The sequence below is a fragment of the Saccharopolyspora erythraea NRRL 2338 genome, assembly GCF_000062885.1.
In the GTDB taxonomy this organism is placed as follows: Bacteria; Actinomycetota; Actinomycetes; order Mycobacteriales; family Pseudonocardiaceae; genus Saccharopolyspora_D; species Saccharopolyspora_D erythraea.
The window spans coordinates 3640781-3657309 of sequence record NC_009142.1 but is presented as its reverse complement, the minus strand read 5'-3'; the positions used below and the strand labels follow the sequence as shown (position 1 = coordinate 3657309).

At 72.2% G+C, this 16529-nt stretch carries 18 protein-coding genes; 10 read left to right on the top strand and 8 right to left on the bottom strand.

The window, feature by feature from the left end:
• Positions 1-147: 147 nt before the first annotated feature.
• The 3 genes from SACE_RS16035 to SACE_RS16025 all read left to right on the top strand — a co-directional run bounded on the left by SACE_RS16035 (position 148) and on the right by SACE_RS16025 (position 2936).
• On the top strand, positions 148-1359 hold the full coding sequence (locus SACE_RS16035) for a cytochrome P450 (protein ID WP_009946277.1): 1212 nt from the start codon (positions 148-150) through the stop codon (positions 1357-1359).
• 125 nt (positions 1360-1484) lie between these two features.
• Positions 1485-2459: a DUF3048 domain-containing protein gene (locus tag SACE_RS16030; protein ID WP_009946279.1), complete on the top strand. Its 975-nt coding sequence runs from the start codon at positions 1485-1487 to the stop codon at positions 2457-2459.
• Between the two features lie 129 nt (positions 2460-2588).
• Positions 2589-2936, top strand: a complete 348-nt coding sequence (locus SACE_RS16025) for a cupin domain-containing protein (RefSeq protein WP_009946280.1) — start codon at positions 2589-2591, stop codon at positions 2934-2936.
• 48 nt (positions 2937-2984) lie between these two features.
• Here SACE_RS16025 and SACE_RS16020 read toward each other — a convergent pair whose 3' ends face one another.
• Positions 2985-3863: a LysR family transcriptional regulator gene (locus SACE_RS16020; RefSeq protein ID WP_009946282.1), complete on the bottom strand. Its 879-nt coding sequence runs from the start codon at positions 3861-3863 to the stop codon at positions 2985-2987.
• A 122-nt stretch (positions 3864-3985) separates the two neighbouring features.
• On the opposite strand from SACE_RS16020, the gene SACE_RS39740 reads away from it, so the two are divergent.
• On the top strand, positions 3986-4117 hold the full coding sequence (locus SACE_RS39740) for a hypothetical protein (protein WP_269453539.1): 132 nt from the start codon (positions 3986-3988) through the stop codon (positions 4115-4117).
• 72 nt (positions 4118-4189) lie between these two features.
• Here the strand turns inward: SACE_RS39740 and SACE_RS16015 are convergent, their stop codons facing one another.
• Entirely contained in the window at positions 4190-4915 is a 726-nt protein-coding gene (locus SACE_RS16015) for a Clp protease N-terminal domain-containing protein (protein ID WP_029621554.1), read from the bottom strand.
• A 115-nt stretch (positions 4916-5030) separates the two neighbouring features.
• Between SACE_RS16015 and SACE_RS16010 the strand changes: the two genes are divergently transcribed.
• Together SACE_RS16010 and SACE_RS16005 are read left to right on the top strand one after the other, a co-directional pair.
• Complete coding sequence (locus SACE_RS16010) at positions 5031-6029, top strand: aldo/keto reductase (RefSeq protein ID WP_029621556.1); 999 nt, start codon at positions 5031-5033, stop codon at positions 6027-6029.
• A gap of 214 nt (positions 6030-6243) precedes the next feature.
• On the top strand, positions 6244-6837 hold the full coding sequence (locus SACE_RS16005) for a TetR/AcrR family transcriptional regulator (RefSeq protein WP_009946285.1): 594 nt from the start codon (positions 6244-6246) through the stop codon (positions 6835-6837).
• A gap of 85 nt (positions 6838-6922) precedes the next feature.
• Here SACE_RS16005 and SACE_RS16000 read toward each other — a convergent pair whose 3' ends face one another.
• Both SACE_RS16000 and SACE_RS15995 read right to left on the bottom strand, forming a co-directional pair.
• Positions 6923-8026, bottom strand: coding sequence for a CapA family protein (locus SACE_RS16000; protein WP_009946286.1), 1104 nt, complete (start codon positions 8024-8026; stop codon positions 6923-6925).
• Positions 8027-8133: 107 nt separating this feature from the next.
• The gene (locus tag SACE_RS15995; protein WP_009946287.1) at positions 8134-8577 is read right to left on the bottom strand and encodes a DUF5313 family protein; all 444 of its coding nucleotides are present in this window, start codon (positions 8575-8577) and stop codon (positions 8134-8136) included.
• A gap of 76 nt (positions 8578-8653) precedes the next feature.
• On the opposite strand from SACE_RS15995, the gene SACE_RS15990 reads away from it, so the two are divergent.
• Positions 8654-9130 carry a MarR family winged helix-turn-helix transcriptional regulator gene (locus SACE_RS15990; RefSeq protein ID WP_009946288.1) on the top strand — a complete coding sequence of 159 codons (477 nt, stop codon included), beginning with the start codon at positions 8654-8656 and terminating at the stop codon, positions 9128-9130.
• On the opposite strand, the gene SACE_RS15985 is transcribed toward SACE_RS15990, so the two are convergent.
• A complete protein-coding gene (locus tag SACE_RS15985) occupies positions 9078-9863 on the bottom strand; it encodes a flavin reductase family protein (RefSeq protein WP_009946290.1) in 786 nt (261 codons plus the stop codon). The two genes, SACE_RS15990 and SACE_RS15985, sit on opposite strands and share 53 nt — an antisense overlap.
• A 141-nt stretch (positions 9864-10004) precedes the next feature.
• Between SACE_RS15985 and SACE_RS15980 the strand changes: the two genes are divergently transcribed.
• Positions 10005-11045, top strand: coding sequence for a CobW family GTP-binding protein (locus SACE_RS15980; protein ID WP_009946291.1), 1041 nt, complete (start codon positions 10005-10007; stop codon positions 11043-11045).
• A gap of 32 nt (positions 11046-11077) precedes the next feature.
• Here SACE_RS15980 and SACE_RS15975 read toward each other — a convergent pair whose 3' ends face one another.
• Entirely contained in the window at positions 11078-12454 is a 1377-nt protein-coding gene (locus SACE_RS15975; protein WP_009946292.1) for an MFS transporter, read from the bottom strand.
• Positions 12455-12536: 82 nt separating this feature from the next.
• The gene (locus SACE_RS15970) at positions 12537-13235 is read right to left on the bottom strand and encodes an alpha/beta fold hydrolase (protein WP_009946294.1); all 699 of its coding nucleotides are present in this window, start codon (positions 13233-13235) and stop codon (positions 12537-12539) included.
• Between the two features lie 89 nt (positions 13236-13324).
• On the opposite strand from SACE_RS15970, the gene SACE_RS15965 reads away from it, so the two are divergent.
• Entirely contained in the window at positions 13325-14116 is a 792-nt protein-coding gene (locus SACE_RS15965) for a maleylpyruvate isomerase family mycothiol-dependent enzyme (protein WP_009946296.1), read from the top strand.
• A 27-nt stretch (positions 14117-14143) separates the two neighbouring features.
• Here the strand turns inward: SACE_RS15965 and SACE_RS15960 are convergent, their stop codons facing one another.
• Entirely contained in the window at positions 14144-15070 is a 927-nt protein-coding gene (locus SACE_RS15960) for a lipid kinase (RefSeq protein WP_269453546.1), read from the bottom strand.
• 206 nt (positions 15071-15276) lie between these two features.
• Here SACE_RS15960 and SACE_RS15955 point away from each other — a divergent pair, with 206 nt between their 5' ends.
• Positions 15277-16515, top strand: coding sequence for an APC family permease (locus tag SACE_RS15955; RefSeq protein ID WP_009946299.1), 1239 nt, complete (start codon positions 15277-15279; stop codon positions 16513-16515).
• Positions 16516-16529: the final 14 nt, after the last annotated feature.

The window sequence follows — 16529 nt, the reverse complement described above, 5'->3', positions numbered from 1 at the left end:
CGGCAGTCCACATCGGACTCATAGGGCAGGTAGCGGAATCGGGAGGATGGCGCGGAAACCAGCCACGTGGCGGTGTCCGGTGCGGCCCGCACGGGTGAACGATAGGGGCCGCCCGCAGACGGCCGCACCGACACGGAGCTGACCCACATGCCGACCTCCATCGAGTCCGCCTCCCAGGCCCCCTTCCTCGACGTGACCGACCCCGGCTTCACGTTCGAGGCTCCCGAGGTGGCGCGAGCCCGCGAACGGCACTGGTACGCGCGGACACCGGTGGGCCCCATCGTGCTGCGCCACGCCGAGGTGCAGGAGCTGATCCGCGATCCCCGGCTGGCGCAGGACGGCGCGCGCTACCTGGCGATGCACGGCATCACCTCGGGTCCGGTCCACGACTGGTTCGTGCCGCTGATCCTGCACCGCAACGGCGTCGACCACCTCCGGCTGCGCCGGGTGGTGCAGAAGTCGTTCACACCCCGCGTGGTCAACAACCTGCGCCCGTTCATGCGCGCGACCGCCGAGCGGCTGGCCGAGCGGATCGCCGCCGAGGGCGCGTGCGACTTCGTGGAGATGTTCGCCGATCCGTACCCGGTCGCGGTGATGTGCGAGCTGCTGGGCGTACCACCGCAGGACTACGAGCTCTTCCACCGCTGCAGCACCGACATCGGACTGGTGTTCTCCCTCTCGCAGGGGGACGGGGTCCGCGAGCGCGTCGAACGCGGTGTGGTGGAGCTGTACGCGTACGTGGACTCCTTGATCGCGCGGCGCAGGGCCGCCCCCACCGGCGACCTCGTCTCGCGGATGATCTCGGCGCACGAGGACGACGCGCGGCTCAGCTCCGAGGAGCTGCGCAACCTGGTCGTCGCCCTGGTGTTCGCCGGCCACGACACGACCAGGCACCAGCTCGGACGCGCGATGGTCGCCCTCTGCGCGCACTCCGAGCAGTGGACCGCGCTGCGCGAGGAGCCGCAGCGGGCGGGCGCGATCGTCGAGGAGCTGCTGCGGCTGTTCCCGACCGCGCCGGTCATCTTCCGCTTCGCCACCGAGGACCTCGAGTACCAGGACACCGCGATCCCGGCCGGCACGTTCGTCATGCTGTGCGTGCAGTCCGCGCACCGCGACGTCCGGGCTTTCGGGCCGGACGTCGAGTCCCTCGACCCGGCCGCCGAACGCGGTGCGGCGCAGATGGTCTTCGGCGGCGGTCCGCACTTCTGCCTCGGCGCCGCCACCGCTCGTGCCGAGCTCGCCGAGGCGCTGCCGGTGCTCGCCCGGCGGCTCGGCGCGCCCGCGCCGGCCGGACCGGTCGCCTGGCGCCACCCGATCGGCATCTACGGGCCGGAGTCGCTTCCGTTGCGGTTCGGCTGAGGTTCACGCGCTCGGGGCCACCAATAGCACTCTGCGTGCAGACGCTACGGCGAATGCGGATTTGCATCAGCCGTCCGAAGCAGAGCGGCGTAGCCTGGTTGTGTCATTCGTGACCAGGAGTCCCGATGCCGCTCGGACGAACCCGCACCGCGGTGCTCACCGCGGTCATCGTGCTCGCGGCGCTGGGAGCGGCGATCGCACTGGCCGTCCTCCCGGCGTCGCGGACTCCTCCGCCGCCGCAGCAGGCGGCCCCGGCACCAGCGCCACCGTCCCCCACGTCCCCACCCCCGGCTCCTGGGCCACCGGTGCTGGCCGTGAAGATCGACAACGTCGCCGACGCCCGGCCGCCCATCGGGCTGGCCGCGGCCGACCTGATCTACGTCGAGCCCGTCGAAGGCGGCTACAGCAGGCTGCTGGCGATCTTCGGGTCGACCAAGCCGCCCACCGTGGGACCGGTGCGCAGCGCGCGGGAGACCGACCTGGAGATGCTGCCGCAGTTCGGCAGGCCGACGCTGGCCTACTCCGGCGCGGCACCGGAACTGCTGCCGCTCATCGCCAAGGCGCCGGTCAACGACGCCTCCGACAAGCACGACCCCGCCGCCTACTTCCGGGACAACTCCCGGCCCGTGCCGCACAACCTCTTCGTGCGCCCCGACCGGCTCCCACCGGGTGCCGACTGGTCGCCGGGCTCGATCCCGCAGACCGGCCCCACACCGGCCGGCGGGAAACCCGCGGGACACCACGAGGTCCGCTACCCCGAGGCGACGGTCGGCTTCGACTGGTCGCCGCAGGAGCGCCGCTGGCTGGTGTCGATGGACGGCGATCCCTACTCCGCCGTGGACACCGGCCGGCTCGGGCCCACGACCGTGGTGATCCAGAAGGTGCACGTCCGCCAGTCCGCGATCAGCGACGCCGCGGGCAACCCCTCGCCGTTCGCCGAGTCGATCGGCGCCGGGGAGGTCCAGGTGCTGCGCGACGGACAGGTGTTCGAGGGAACGTGGTCGCGGCTGTCCGCCGACGCGGGCACCACCTACACCTCGCGGTCCGGGGAGCCGCTGGTGTTCGCCCCCGGCCAGGTCTGGATCGCGCTCTCCCCGTGAGCGCCACCGAAAGTCCACAAGGGACGATTCGGCGGCCGGACCGGCGTGGTTCCCGCCGTTGCGGGAGGATGGACCCGTCCCGCCGAAGCGCAACCCGCGCCACCGCACGCCGGTGGCTGGAGGTGCACGATGAGCGACACCACGATCATCAAGGTGGACGGCGCGCACTCGCCGAAGGGCGCCCTGGGGCAGTACTACCTCGCCGAAGGCGTCGGGCTGAGCATGCGGCTGTGGCGCGAGGAACCGCCGGAGACCGGCAAGCCCGAGGCAGCACGCGACTACGAGACGGTCGGCTACGTCATCAGCGGCCGGGCCGAGCTGCACTGCGAGGGGCAGACGGTGCTGCTGGAGGCCGGCGACTCCTGGGTCATCCCCAAGGGGGCGCGGCACCGCTACGAGATCCTGGAATCCTTCACCGCCGTGGAGGCCACCCACCCGCCGGCCCAGGTCCACGGCCGCGACGAACACCCGAGCTGACCCGGCCCGACCGCTGGACCCACAACGCGCCGGGACCGCTGCCGACGCTCAGGAAATGCCTGGCTCCGCCACGGATCTCCGGAGCAGGTCGAGCATCTCGCCGGCGATCCCATGCCCGGCGACCGACTCGTGCACCGCCACGTGCAGCCGGCGCAGCGGCTCCGGCCTGCGCAGCCTGCGCGCCACCACGCCAGCGCTGTTCGCCGCCGTCAGGCCCAGCGCGGGCGCCAGGCGCACGCCGAGGCCGGCCGCCACGAAGCCCTGCGCGGTCATGAAGTCGTCGGCCTTCACCGCGACCCGCGGGGTGAACCCGGCGGGCGCGCAGACGCGGTCCAGCACTCCGCCGCAGCCCTGCAGCTCGATCCACTCGTCGTCGGCCAGCGCGGCCAGGTCGACGACGGGTTCGCCGGCCCGCCGGTGCCCCTCGGGCAGCACCACGCGCAGCGGGTCGTCGGCCAGGTGCGTCAGCCGGACGCCGGGCGGGGCCTCGAGCCGGGCGCCGTAGTCGGCCACGATCGCCATGTCGGCGTCGCGGTCGACGACCTCGCGCAGCGGGTCTTCGCTCACGCACGGTTCGAGGCGCACCTCCGGGTGGTCGCGGCGGAACGCCGCCACGGCCGGCGGCACGATGGCCGCGCCCGCGGTGGCGAAGAACCGGATGCGCAGGCGCCCGGCACGCCCGGCCCGCAGCGCCGCCAGGTCGCTTTCGGTCCGGGTGAGGATCGCCGAGATCGACGCGGAGCGCTCGGCCACCATCCGCCCGGCCGGGGTCGGCACCACACCGCGCCCGGACTTCTCCAGCAGCGCGATCCCCGCTTCCCGCTCCAGCACCGCGAGCTGCTGGCTGATCGCCGACGGCGTGTAGCCGAGGTTGGCCGCCGCCGCCCGCACCGACCCGCTGCTCACGACGGTGCGCAGCAGTTCCATTCGCCTGTGTCCAGCACGGGTCGATCGTACAGCTCAGCTAACCGATGCTTTAGATATGTTCACTTGTCCTCATCATTGGGCCGACGCAGACTTGTTCTGGAAGAAATCCCGATGGAGGACCGATGACCACCACAGCAGAAGCGCCGCCCGAACAGGAACCACAGACTCCGGAAGCGGAGGACCAAGCCGAGGAGCGGCGTTTCCCGTCCTGGCTGGCCGAAATCGGCCGCTGGCGCGGTGATGCGACCAAATAGGACGATCAGCGCCGGCGCCGCGGCACCGGTCCGCGGGCAGGCCGCGGTACCTGCCCGCGGACCAGCAGGAGTTCAGGCGCGTTTCCGCAACTCGTCGAGAGCGGCGACGATGTTGGCCTCGGCGGCGGCCTTGTCCACACCGAGCCGCGACAGCACCCCCGCGCCGTCCTCCAGCTCCAGCAGCGCCAGCAGGATGTGCTCGGTGCCGATGTAGTTGTGCCCGAGCCGCAGGGCCTCCCGGAACGTCAGCTCCAGCGCCTTGCGCGCCTGCGGGTCGAACGGGATCAGGTCGGGAACCCGCTCGACGGCCGGCGGCAACGCCGCGCTCACCTCCCGCTTGGCCGCCTCCAGCTCGACGCCCTGCGCGACGACCGCCTTGGCCGCCAGCGCCTCGGACTCCCCCAGCAGGGCCAGCACCAGGTGCGCGGGCTGGATCTCGTCGTTCGACGCGGCGCGCGCCTGGCTTTGCGCCGCCACCACGACACTCCTCGCGCGGTCGGTGAAGCGGCTGAAACCCTGGCTCGGATCGAGGTCCAGCGCCTCGCCCTTGGCCACGAAGCGCTTCTGCGCCGCCTGCTTGCTGACCCCCATGCTCCTGCCGATCTCGGTCCACGACGCCCCCGAGCGCCGCGCCTGGTCGACGAAGTGGCCGATCAGGTGGTCGGCGACCTCGCCGAGGTGCTCGCCCGCGACGACCGCGCCGGAGAGCTGCTCCAGGACGTCGGGATGCACCTTCTTGATGGCCTCGATCAGGTCGTCGAGGCGGACGTGGTTCTGCATCTGCATTGGATCCGTCATGCGTCAACCATAAGTTGACGAGCGAAGAATCGTCAACACCGGGTTGACGATCGGTCAACCACAAACGCGATGACAAGTTTTGACATCTGTCATTCCAACTCCTACGCTCGACGGCATGTTCACACGCACGCTTGGAACCACAGGTCCCCAGGTATCGGCCCTCGGCCTCGGGCTGATGGGGATGTCGGACTTCTACGGCCCGGCCGACGAGGCCGAGAGCATCGCCACCGTCCACGCCGCGCTCGACGCGGGCGTGACGCTGCTCGACACCGGCGACTTCTACGGCAGCGGCCACAACGAGCTGCTGCTCCGCCGGGCGCTCGAGGGACGCGACCGCGACCAGGTGCGGATCAGCGTCAAGTTCGGCGCGTTGCGCGACCCCGGCGGCGGCTTCCTCGGCTTCGACGGGCGTCCGGCGGCGGTGAAGAACTCGCTCGCCCATACCCTGCGGCGCATCGGCACCGACCACGTCGACGTCTACCGGCCCGCGCGGCTCGATCCGGCGGTGCCGATCGAGGACACCGTCGGGGCGATCGCCGAGATGGTCGAAGCCGGGTACGTGCGCCACATCGGCCTCTCCGAAGTCGGCGCCGAGACACTGCGCCGCGCCGCGGCGGTGCATCCGATCGCCGACCTGCAGATCGAGTACTCATTGCTGTCCAGGGGCGTCGAGAGCGAGATCCTGCCCGCCGCCCGCGAGCTGGGAACCGCGATCACCGCCTACGGCGTGCTGTCCCGGGGACTGCTCTCGGGCAACTGGTCGCGGGAGCGCACCGCCGCGGCGCGGGACTTCCGCGCCCACAGCCCGCGATTCGCCGAGCAGAACATCGACCACAACCTCGCTCTGGTGGAAGCGCTCCGGGAAGTCGCCGCCGCCCGCGGCGTCGCGGTCGCGCAGGTCGCCATCGGCTGGGTGCTCTCGCGCGGCGCGGACATCGTCCCGCTCGTCGGCGCACGCCGCCGCGACCGGCTCGCCGAGGCGCTGGGCTCGCTGGACCTGCACCTGTCCGATGCCGACCTCGCCGCCATCGAGCAGGCCGTGCCCGCGGGCTCCGCTGCGGGCGAGCGCTACGACCGCGACCAGATGGCCATGCTGGACAGCGAGCGCCCTTAGGGGCTGCTTCGCAAGCGGCGTCGCCGCTTGCGGTGTGGCGTGGGGCCCAGCTCGCGCCGCCGCGGGTTCTCGGAAGCCTTCCGGCGAGGACAGCGCCGACGTGGTGAATCGGCCATTCATGAGGTCGGCGATCCCGGCCCCTGAAGGCTTCCGAGGTTCCGCCACCCGCACCGCTGTGCAAACCACGTCTGGAACATTTCTTAGGCTGTCGCCGATGAACGAACCACCTCTGACCCCGGCCCGGATCCTCGACGCGGCCGAGGAGACCTTGCGCCGGTTCGGGCCGGCGAAGACCACCGTCGTCGACGTCGCCCGCGCGCTGGGGGTCAGCCACGGCAGCGTCTACCGGCACTTCCCGAGCAAGGCGGCGCTGCGCGACGCGGTGGCCGAGCGCTGGCTGCGTCGCGTCTCGGCCCCGCTGGAGGAGTTCCGCGACGGCGACGACACCGCCGCCCGGCGCCTGCGCGACTGGCTCCTGGCGCTCAGCGGGACCAAGCAGCGCATGGCGCGGGAGGATCCGGAGCTGTTCGCGACCTACCACGCCATCGTGGTGGAGTCCCGCGACGTGATCGGCGCGCACCTCGGCGTGCTGGCCGAACAGCTCGAGGCGATCATCGGCGCCGGTGTGGCACGTGGGGAGTTCGCGGCCGAGGACCCGAAGTCGGCGGCCCGGGCGGTGCTGACCGCGACCGCCCGGTTCCACAACCCGGTACACGCCTCGGAGTGGGACGATCCCGCACTCGCGGAGGATTTCGAGGCCGTCTGGTCGCTGCTGCTGTGCGGACTGGCGGCCCGGAAGCACCCGTGAGCCGACGGCGGGCCGCCTCTCGCAGCGCCACCACGCCTGTCCCGCTTCGACCGTTCGCGTACACCGAGACCGGGACGACGCCGGTTCACCACCCGGCGACCAGCACGCCGTCCGGGCGCAGCTCGACGCGGGTGCCGAACGGGCGGCTGACGCGCGAGAGCGTCGAGCGCAGCCACCGCGCGTCCTCGTGGCTCGCCGGACGCAGCCGCATTCGCCGCGCGCGCATCGGCGCCATCCGCAGCTCGGCCAGCTCACCCGTCGCCGCGTCGATCGTCGCGAAGTACAGCAGCCGCAGGTCGTCCCGGTAGCTCTCGTATCCCGCGATCCCCTCGTAGTCGTCGATGAAGTCGCCGCAGCCGTAGAGGACCAGGCGGTTGCGGTACACCTCGATCGGCCGCGGGTGGTGCGAGGAATGCCCGTGGACGACGTCGATGCCGCCGTCGACCAGCCGGTGGGCGAAAGCGGACTCTTCCCCGCTGACCCGGTAGCCCCAGTTCGGTCCCCAGTGGATGGACACCACCACGACGTCGCCGGGCAGGGTCACCGCCCGCGCGCGCTCGGCGAGCACGTCCGCGGTCGCCTCGGTCAGGTCGGGCAGGCGGTTCACGCCGGGCCGCTCGGGGGTCGCGGCCCACGACGCGGGGATTCCGCTGGTCTCGGCCCCGGCTGACACGACGACCACCCGCCCGCCGCCGGAGATCGGCACGATCGCGGGCCGCCTGGCCTCGGCGGCGTCGCGACCGGCCCCGGCCCAGCCCAGCCCGGCGGCGGTGAGCTCGTCGAGCGTGTCGGTCAGGCCGCGGCGGCCGAAGTCGAGCAGGTGGTTGTTGGCCAGTGCGCAGACGTCCGGGCCGCCCGCCGACAGGACGCCGATGTTGTCCGGGTTCATGCGGTAGTGCACGCCCTTGCCCGCGGCGAACTCCCCGCAGCGGGTCACGGCGCACTCCAGGTTGATCAGCCGCGCGTCCGGCGAGACGGCGGCGATCTCGCGGAGCGCGCTGCCCCACGGCCAGGAGTAGCCGACCGGGCGGTCGATCGGGCCGTTGACCGACTCGGCCTCCGCGACGTAGCGGCGCGCGTCGTGCACGCCGCGCTCGCGCAGTCGCGGATCGCCGGGGTGCGGAAGGATCTGGTCGACGCCGCGGCCCGGCATCACGTCGCCGCACAGGAAGAGGGTGACCTGGCCCATGCCGTTCACCCCCCGAGGCCGGGCAGCCGGCCGCGCCACGACCGGCGCGGCTCCATCATCGTCCGCGGGCCCGACCCGCGCACCGCGGTCCGGAGGCGTGCCAGGGATCACTCGGTGCCGGTGTTGCGGTAAAGCGCCGCGTAGCGGGCGGCGCTGCGGGCCCGCTCCTCCGCCTTGGCCTCCTCGCGGGTCTCGCGTCCGGTGCCCAGCGGGTAGCCGTGCTTGAACAGCCGGTGCTCGCAGGTGTGCTCCATGTAGGCCAGCGAGTACCACAGCGCGATCAGCACGCCGCCCAGCACCGACATCACCCGCACCCACAGCGGGCCGGGGACCAGCAGGAACAGCGCTCCCGGGCTCACCTGCACCAGCGCCCTGGACAGGTGGCGCAGCACCCACGTGCGGCAGGTGACGTCGTGCAGCACCCACTCCCGGTGGCGCTGCGGCAGCCGCCCGCCGAAGGCGTACCAGACCCATCGCAGCGGGTTCGGCCGAACCCTCCCGGCGCCGTCCAAGGCCGGCTCCTTCCACCAGACGACCGCGTACTTCACCACGCTAACATTTAGTACGCTAATCATTAGTACAGCACGCGCGCGGCTCCGGAGCCGCGCCGGAACCGGAGGGGCGCGCATGAGCTCGATGGACCTGGGAGAGGACCCGCTCGCGCTGGAACGCCAGGTCTGCTTCGCGCTGTCGGTGGCCTCGCGCAACGTCATCGCGCTGTACCGGCCGCTGCTGGAGCCGATGCGGCTCACGCACCCGCAGTACCTGGTGATGCTGGCGCTGTGGGAACGCAGCCCGCGGTCGGTCAAGGACATCGCGCTCACCCTGCGGGCCGAACCGGCCACGCTGTCGCCGCTGCTCAAACGGCTGGAGGCGATCGGCTACCTGACCCGCCGGCGCAGCACCAGCGACGAGCGGCTGCTCACCGTCGGCCTCACCGCGCGGGGCCGCGAGCTGCGGGCCGAAGCCGAGAAGATCCCGCACCGCATCGTCGAGCGGCTGGGCATCGAGGTTTCCGAGCTCGAGCGCCTCAACGCCGCGCTGAACCGCGTCATCGCCGCGACCCACCGCGAGGACCTCGACAGCGGCCCGCTGCCCGAGTGACCTGCCGAAGCGGGGTTCCGGCTCCCAGGCGCGTGGGTCGGCCGGCCAGCGGCGCCTCGCGGGCCCGGTCGGCGTCCGCGGTCCGGTAGAGCCGTTCGGGGATGCTCGCCAGCGTGGACGGGTGCAACTGCGCGCCCAGGCCGTAGAACTTCTGGAAGCTCATGATCAGCGGCCGCCAGGCGTCCGGGTCGATGCGGTCGCTCGTACCGGCCATCCGGATCGACTCGTGCACGTGCACGCGCTGCACCCGCACTTCGAACGCCGCGGTGGAGCCGCGCAGCGCGTCGTCCTGGTCGGCGATCGGGTGCACGGCCTCCACGACGCACTCCATGTTGACCGGGCACTCGGCCACCCGCGGTGGCTCGACGGTCTCCGAGTCCACCGGGGTGAGACCGCTGCGGCCGAACTTGTCGGGCTCGTGGCGGTAGCCCCGCCGCTGCTTGCTCGCGGGCACGGGGTCGGCTCCGGTGGTCAGGGCGAGGCGGTCGACGGCCGGCGCCATCGAGTCCGACGGCAGGTTCAGCACGCACTCACCGGTGCGCAGGAGGTTCTGCGCGGTCTTGGAGCCGACGCCGAGTCCGAGCATCGCCCGCCAACCCAGCCAGAACGCCGACGACATCGGCGCCAGGTTCGCCGAGGTGCCCTCGTTCCGGCTGGAGATGAGCACCACCGGGGTGCCGAAGTACAGGATTCCGGGCTCCAGCCTGGTATGCGTCGATCGAATCGGTTCCACGAGCCCGAGTCTGGTCCCACAACCCATGGCCGGCTGGCGGTAATCGGACGTCTCATCCGGGCCCGCGGGCGCGCACCCGGGCTCGGCTATCCTCGTCGGCGGTCGTTGGCCGCAGCACGAGCAGTCGAAGACGAGGTCCGAGTGCAACAGCCGATCCCGGTCGTCATCGTGGCCGGATTCCTCGGATCGGGGAAGACGACGCTGCTCAACCACCTGCTCGGCAACGGCGCGGGCGCCCGCGTCGGCGTGGTGGTCAACGACTTCGGCAGCATCGGCATCGACGCGATGTCGGTGGCCGGCCAGGTGGACTCCATGGTCGAGCTGGGCAACGGCTGCCTGTGCTGCGCGGTCGACGCCGGCGGCATGGAGCGCATGCTGTCCCGGCTGGCCAGGCCCGGAGCCGACCTCGACGTCATCGTGGTGGAGTCCAGCGGGCTGGCCGACCCCCGAGTCATGATCCGGCTCGTGCTGGCGTGCTCGGACCCGCGGCTCTCCTACGGCGGCCTGGTCGAGGTCGTCGACGCCGCGGAGTTCGAGACGAGCCGGGCGCGCCACCCGGAGCTGGAACAGCACCTGCGCTTCGCAGACCTGGTGGTGCTGAACAAGACCGACCGCGTCGAACAGACCGAGCTGGACCGGCTGCACGCGACCGTCGGTGAACTGGCCGGCGGCACACCGGTGCTGCCCACCTCGCACGGCCGCGTCGATCCGTCGCTGCTCTTCGAAGCCCGGCCGCGGACCGAGCGGGACGACGTGCCGCGGCAGCTGTCCTTCGACGAACTGCTGCGCGAAGACGAGCACGCGCGCGGCTGCGACGAGCACATGCACGCCCAGTACCAGAGCGTGGAGTTCGAGTCGGATCGGCCGCTGGATCCCCGCGCGCTCATGGGTTTCCTCGACGACCGCCCGCCAGGCGTCTACCGCATGAAGGGTTTCGTCTACTTCGGACTCCCCGGTCACCGGCACAAGTTCGCGCTGCACACCGTCGGCAACTACCTGCGGTTCCACCGGACGCGGTGGGAGAGCGGCGAGTCCCGGCGCTCGCAGCTCGTCGCGATCGGCACCGGCATCGATCCGGATTCCCTGCGCGAGCGCCTGGAATCCTGCGCGGTGGACGAACCCGGCGGCGACGACGGCCTGATCGACAACGGGATGCTGTCCGTGCTGCGCTTCACGCACTGACGATCAGCAGTGAGCCCCTTCGGTTGCCATGCTCAGTCGTCCTCCTGGGCACGCTCCCTGGCCTCCTGCTGGTCGCCCGCGGTCGGCGGGGAGCCCGGCAGCCGCTTGCCCGCGGGCTCCCGCATGGCGTAGAGCGCGATCGCGCCGACGACCCCGGCCACGATCAGCAGCACCGCCGGGATCATCTTGAGGCCGGTCCACGCGATGAGCGCCTCGGCGAGCAGTGGTGTGGTGCCGCCGAAGACCGCGACCGAGATGTTGTAGCCGATGGACACCCCGGCGTAGCGGATGCCGGTGGGGAACAGCGCGGGCAACGTGGCCGGCTGCGTGCTGCTGAAGCAGACCAGCAACAGCCCGATCAGCACCAGGCCGCCCAGCACCGCGGGAACGCTGCCCATCGAGATGAGCAGGAAGGCGGGGACCGACAGCAGGATCAGACCGGCGGACCCGGCCCCGGCGATCGGCAGCCTGCCCAACCGGTCGGAGAACCTGCCGAGCACCACGATCAGCCCCATCACCGCCACCATGGCGATCAGCGCCAGCACGAGCGACTGGGTGTGGGCGAAGCCCAGGACGGACGACAGGTAGGTCGGCATGAACGCGGTGAGCGTGTAGTTGGTGACGTTGAAGGCCATCACGAGTCCGACGCAGATCAGCATCGGCCTCAGGCATTCGCGGAGCAGCCGTGGCACCACCGCGAAGGTCGTGGACTGCTCTGCTTCCTCGTCCTCGGCGTGCCTGCTGTAGGCGGGCGTGTCCTCCAGCCGGAACCGCAGGTACAGGCCGATGACGCCGAGCGGCGCGGCGGCCAGGAACGGGATCCGCCAGCCCCACGACAGCAGGTCTTCCGGCGGCAGCAGCGCGGTCAGCACCGTCACCACCGCGGCGCCCAGCGAGTAGCCGAGCAGCGTGCCGAACTCCAGCCAGCTCGCCATGTACCCGCGGCGGCGGTCCGGGGAGAACTCCGCGACGAACGTGGTCGCCCCGCCGTACTCGCCGCCGGTCGAGAAGCCCTGCACCAGCCTGGCGAGCAGCAGCAGGACCGGCGCCCAGACCCCGATCGTCTGGTAGCTGGGGATGACCCCGATGGCGAAGGTGCCCAGCGCCATCATGAGCATGGTGATCGCGAGGATGCGCTGCCTGCCGAACCTGTCCCCCAGCGGGCCGAACACGAACCCGCCGAGCGGACGCACGACGAAGGCCACCGCGAACGTGGCGAAGGTGGCCAGCAGCTGGGCGACCTGGTTGCCCGCCGGGAAGAACACCTGGCCGATGACGACCGCGATGTAGCTGTAGACACCGAAGTCGAACCACTCCATGGTGTTGCCGATCGAGGCGGCGGCCACCGCGCGGCGCGCCTTGCGCTCGTCGACGACCGTGACGTCACGATCCTGCCCGGAGCTTCCCACATCGACCCCCTTCGCGACTGGCGTACCCAGCGCGGCACCGCGTTGAACACCGGCCTGGTCCACACAGGAGGAGCCGTTCGCGTCAGCTCACCAGTGAGTGCAACAGGTCGGCCAGCTCCGCGGGCCTGGACAGCTGCGGCGAGTGGCCTCCCGCCATCTCCACGGCGGGTGTGCCGAGCAGCGCTGGGGCGGCACGCCGCGACCAGTCGGGGTTGATGACCCGGTCCTGGCGGCACAGCACGTAGGTCGCCGGTGCCTCCGGGTACCCGGCCACCGGGTTCGGCTCGGTTTGGAAGCGCCAGAACTGGCGGCTGAGCCTCGCCGCGGCCGCGCGCGCCACGTCGTCGGCGCAGTCGTGGTAGAACGCCTCGATCGCCGCGTCCGGCGGCCACTGGCTCGAACCGTCACCCGGCCTGAGCTGGCGGCGGGCCAGCTCCGACCAGCCCGCGGCGAACACGTCCTCGCCGCGGGTCAGCTCGCGCATCGACATCCCGGCGGGGGTGATGAGTCCGCAGACGAACACCATGTGCCGCAACGGGACCCGGGAAGCCACGAGCGGCAGCGGCAGGCCTCCCAGCGAGTGGCCGACCAGCACCACGTCACCTCCGTCGCCCACCGCCTCCGACACCGCGGCCGCGTACTCGGTCAGTCCCGCCTCGGGTTCGGTGATCGGAAGCTCGACGGCCGTGGCGGTGTGCCCGCGTTCGGTCAGCAGCGGGGTCAGCCGCTCCCAGCACCACGCGCCGTGCCACGCCCCGTGCACCAGTACGAATGCGCTCATGATCCGCAAGTATGCACTCGGCGGACCGCTTTGGTCCCACCAATGCCGTCGCGCGGGCCGCCGTCGGGAGTGCGGGCTAGGTTGCTCCCATGTCGGGACTGGACTACCAGCGGTACTGCGACGAGATCGTTGCTCAGACGGACCTGCTGCGGACAACCACCGCGAAGGCCGACATGACCACGCCGGTGCCGTCGTGCCCGGGGTGGAACCTCGGTCAGCTTCTGCGGCACCTGGGCGGGTGCCATCGCTGGGTGGAGCGGATCGTGCGCACGCGGTCGGCCGAGTTCCTGCCCGACGACGACTTCCGCGATCTCACCCAGTACACCGACGAGGACGCGGCAGTGCTCGACGGATGGCTCGCCGAAGGCGCGGCGCTGCTGGCCGACGCTCTGCGCGCGGCGGGCCCCCGGGCACAGGTCTGGAGCCCCGTCCCCGGTGGCGGCACCCCGTTCTTCGCCCGCCGGATGGCCCACGAGACCGTCGTACACCGGGCCGACGCGACCCTCGCCGTCGGGAACTCGTTCGAGGTCCGGGAGCAGGTGGCGCTGGACTGCCTCGACGAGTGGATGGAGCTCGGGTCGCTGCCGCAGATGTTCGAGTTCCACCCCGAGCAACGCGAACTGCTCGGTCCGGGCCGGACGCTGCACCTGCACGCCACCGACACCGCGCCCGAGGCCCGCGGCGAGTGGGTCGTGGACCTCACCGGCGACGCGATCACGTGGCGGCGGGCGCACGAGAAGTGCGCGGTCGCCGTGCGCGGGCCGCTGACCGACCTGCTGCTGGTCGTCTACAAGCGGCAGTCGCCGCGCGCCGGAAGCGTCGAGGTGATCGGCGACACCGAGCTGCTCGACTTCTGGCTGGAACGGGTCAGCTTCGCCTGAGCGTGGCCACGCGCTGCCCTCACACCCTCAGGCCGAGTGCGGTCCCTGCGCGTCGACCCACGTCCGGGGTACGACGACGTGCAGCGCGTCGCGCGCGACGCGGAACCGCTGCGGGGTGTGGGCGACCAGTTCGCCGTCCACGTTGACCGGCAGGTCCGGAGCGGTCTCCAGCTCGACGCGCGTGGTGCGGAAGTGCTCCACGTGGGAACCCCCGCCACCAGTGCGCAGGTTGCGCGCGACGGCGAGCAGGTCGAGCACTCCGCCCTGCCTGATCACCGACACGTCCAGGGTGCTGTCGTCGATGCCCGAGTCCGGCGCGGCGAGCTGGCCACCGCCGAAGTAGCGACCGTTGGCCACCGAGACCTGGAGCAACCGCTCGTACTCCACCGGCGGGTGGTCGTCGTCGGGGAAGCGCAGGCGCGCCCGGAACGGCCGGTGCCGGACGAACGCCTTCACCGTGGCCACCGGGTAGGCGAGGGCGCCGATGCGGCGCTTGAGCCACGGCGACATCGACTCGACCACCCGCGCGCCGATCCCGATCGAGGCCCGGTTGACGTAGTAGTTGTCGCCGCACAGCCCGAGGTCGACGTCGACGATGTGGCCGTCGGCGATGGTGCGGCACGCCTGTTCGAGGTCGCCGGGGATGTGCATGGTCCGCGCGAAGTCGTTGGCGGTGCCCAGCGGGAGCAGCCCCAGTGGCACGTCGCGGTGCGCGAGCACGTCGACCACCGAGCTGACGCTGCCGTCGCCGCCGCCGATCACCACCAGGTCGTGGCCCGCGTCGACGGCCGCCGCGACCGTCTCCGGCAGCCGCGACGGGTCGCGCAACGGGAGGGTGCTGCCCACCGGGACGCCGAGCGAGCGCAGGCGGTCCACGGCGTAGGCGTAGGCCTTGCCGCCGTTTCGCGCGTGGACGTTGACCACCACGGCCGCCCGGGTAGCGGGCCTGTCGATGCGGATGCTCGCCTCCTGCTCTGCGCGGTGCCGTTGACGCTACCGTTCTACTCCTGGCAGGTGACGGGAGCATGTCGCGGTGCCGAACTGCTGACCCGGGGTGACCTCGGCCGCGCCGACCGGGCGAGGTGGCGTCGGCGGGTCCGGGTGTGGCACCGGCCGGTTAGCCTGTGCGCGCCCGCAAGCGACGCGCTGGAGGCAACACGGTGAGCGACGACCAGCAGCCCGGCCCGCGGCTGGCCCGCAGGCTCGGAACCGGCGACGCGGTCGTCATCGGGCTGGGTTCGATGATCGGCGCCGGGGTCTTCTCGGCCTTCGCCCCGGCCGCTGCCGCCGCGGGCAGCGGTCTGCTCGCCGGCCTGGCGATCGCCGGCGTGGTGGCGTACTGCAACGCGACCAGCTCCGCGGCGCTGGCCGCCAGGTACCCGCACTCCGGAGGCACCTACGTCTACGGGCGGCAGCGGCTCGGCGACTGGTGGGGCTTCGCGGCGGGCTGGGGCTTCGTGGTGGGCAAGACGGCCTCGTGCGCGGCGATGGCGCTGACCTTCGCCGCCTACGTCGCACCGGAGTTCGCCAGGCCGCTGGCGGTCCTGGCCGTGCTGGGGATCACCGCGGTCAACTTCTTCGGCATCACCAAGACCGCGGGCGTGGCCCGCGCGCTGCTCGCCGTCACGCTGGCGGCCCTCGCGGTGGCGCTCACGGCCGTGTTCGCCGCGGACAACGTCGGCGCGGTGCCGCTCACCGCGCACCCGGCGGGCGTGCTGCAGTCGGCCGGGCTGCTGTTCTTCGCCTTCGCCGGCTACGCCCGGATCGCGACGCTGGGCGAGGAGGTGCGCGAGCCGCGGCGGACCATCCCGAGGGCCATCCCGATCGCCCTCGGTGCCGCGCTGGTGCTCTACGCCGTGGTCGGGGTCGGCCTGCTCGCGGCGCTCGGACCGGAGGCGCTGGCCACGTCGCGGGCTCCGCTGGCCGACGCCGCCCGCGCCGGAGGTCTGAGCCCGCTCGCCCCCGCCGCCACGGTCGGCGCGGCGGTCGCGGCGCTGGGTGCGCTGCTCGCACTGGTCACCGGGATCGGCCGGACCGCACTGGCGATGGCCCGCAACGGCGACCTGCCGCGCCGGCTGGCCACCGTGCACCCCCGCTACCACGTGCCCCGGCACGCGGAACTGGCGCTGGCGGGGGTCGTGTGCGCGCTGGTGCTCACCCTCGACCTGCGCGGTGCGATCGGCTTCTCGTCGTTCGGAGTCCTGGTCTACTACGCGATCGCCAACGCGGCCGCGTACACGCTGCCCGCCGGGGAGCGGCACATGCGCCGCTGGGTGCCCGTGCTCGGGCTGGCGGGCTGCCTGCTGCTCGCGGTCACGCTGCCCTGGCAGTCCGTCGTGTCCGGGATCGCGGTCTTCGCCGTCGGCCTCGGAGGCCGTGCGCTGTTGCGACGGCGCTGACACCAGCCGCGAGT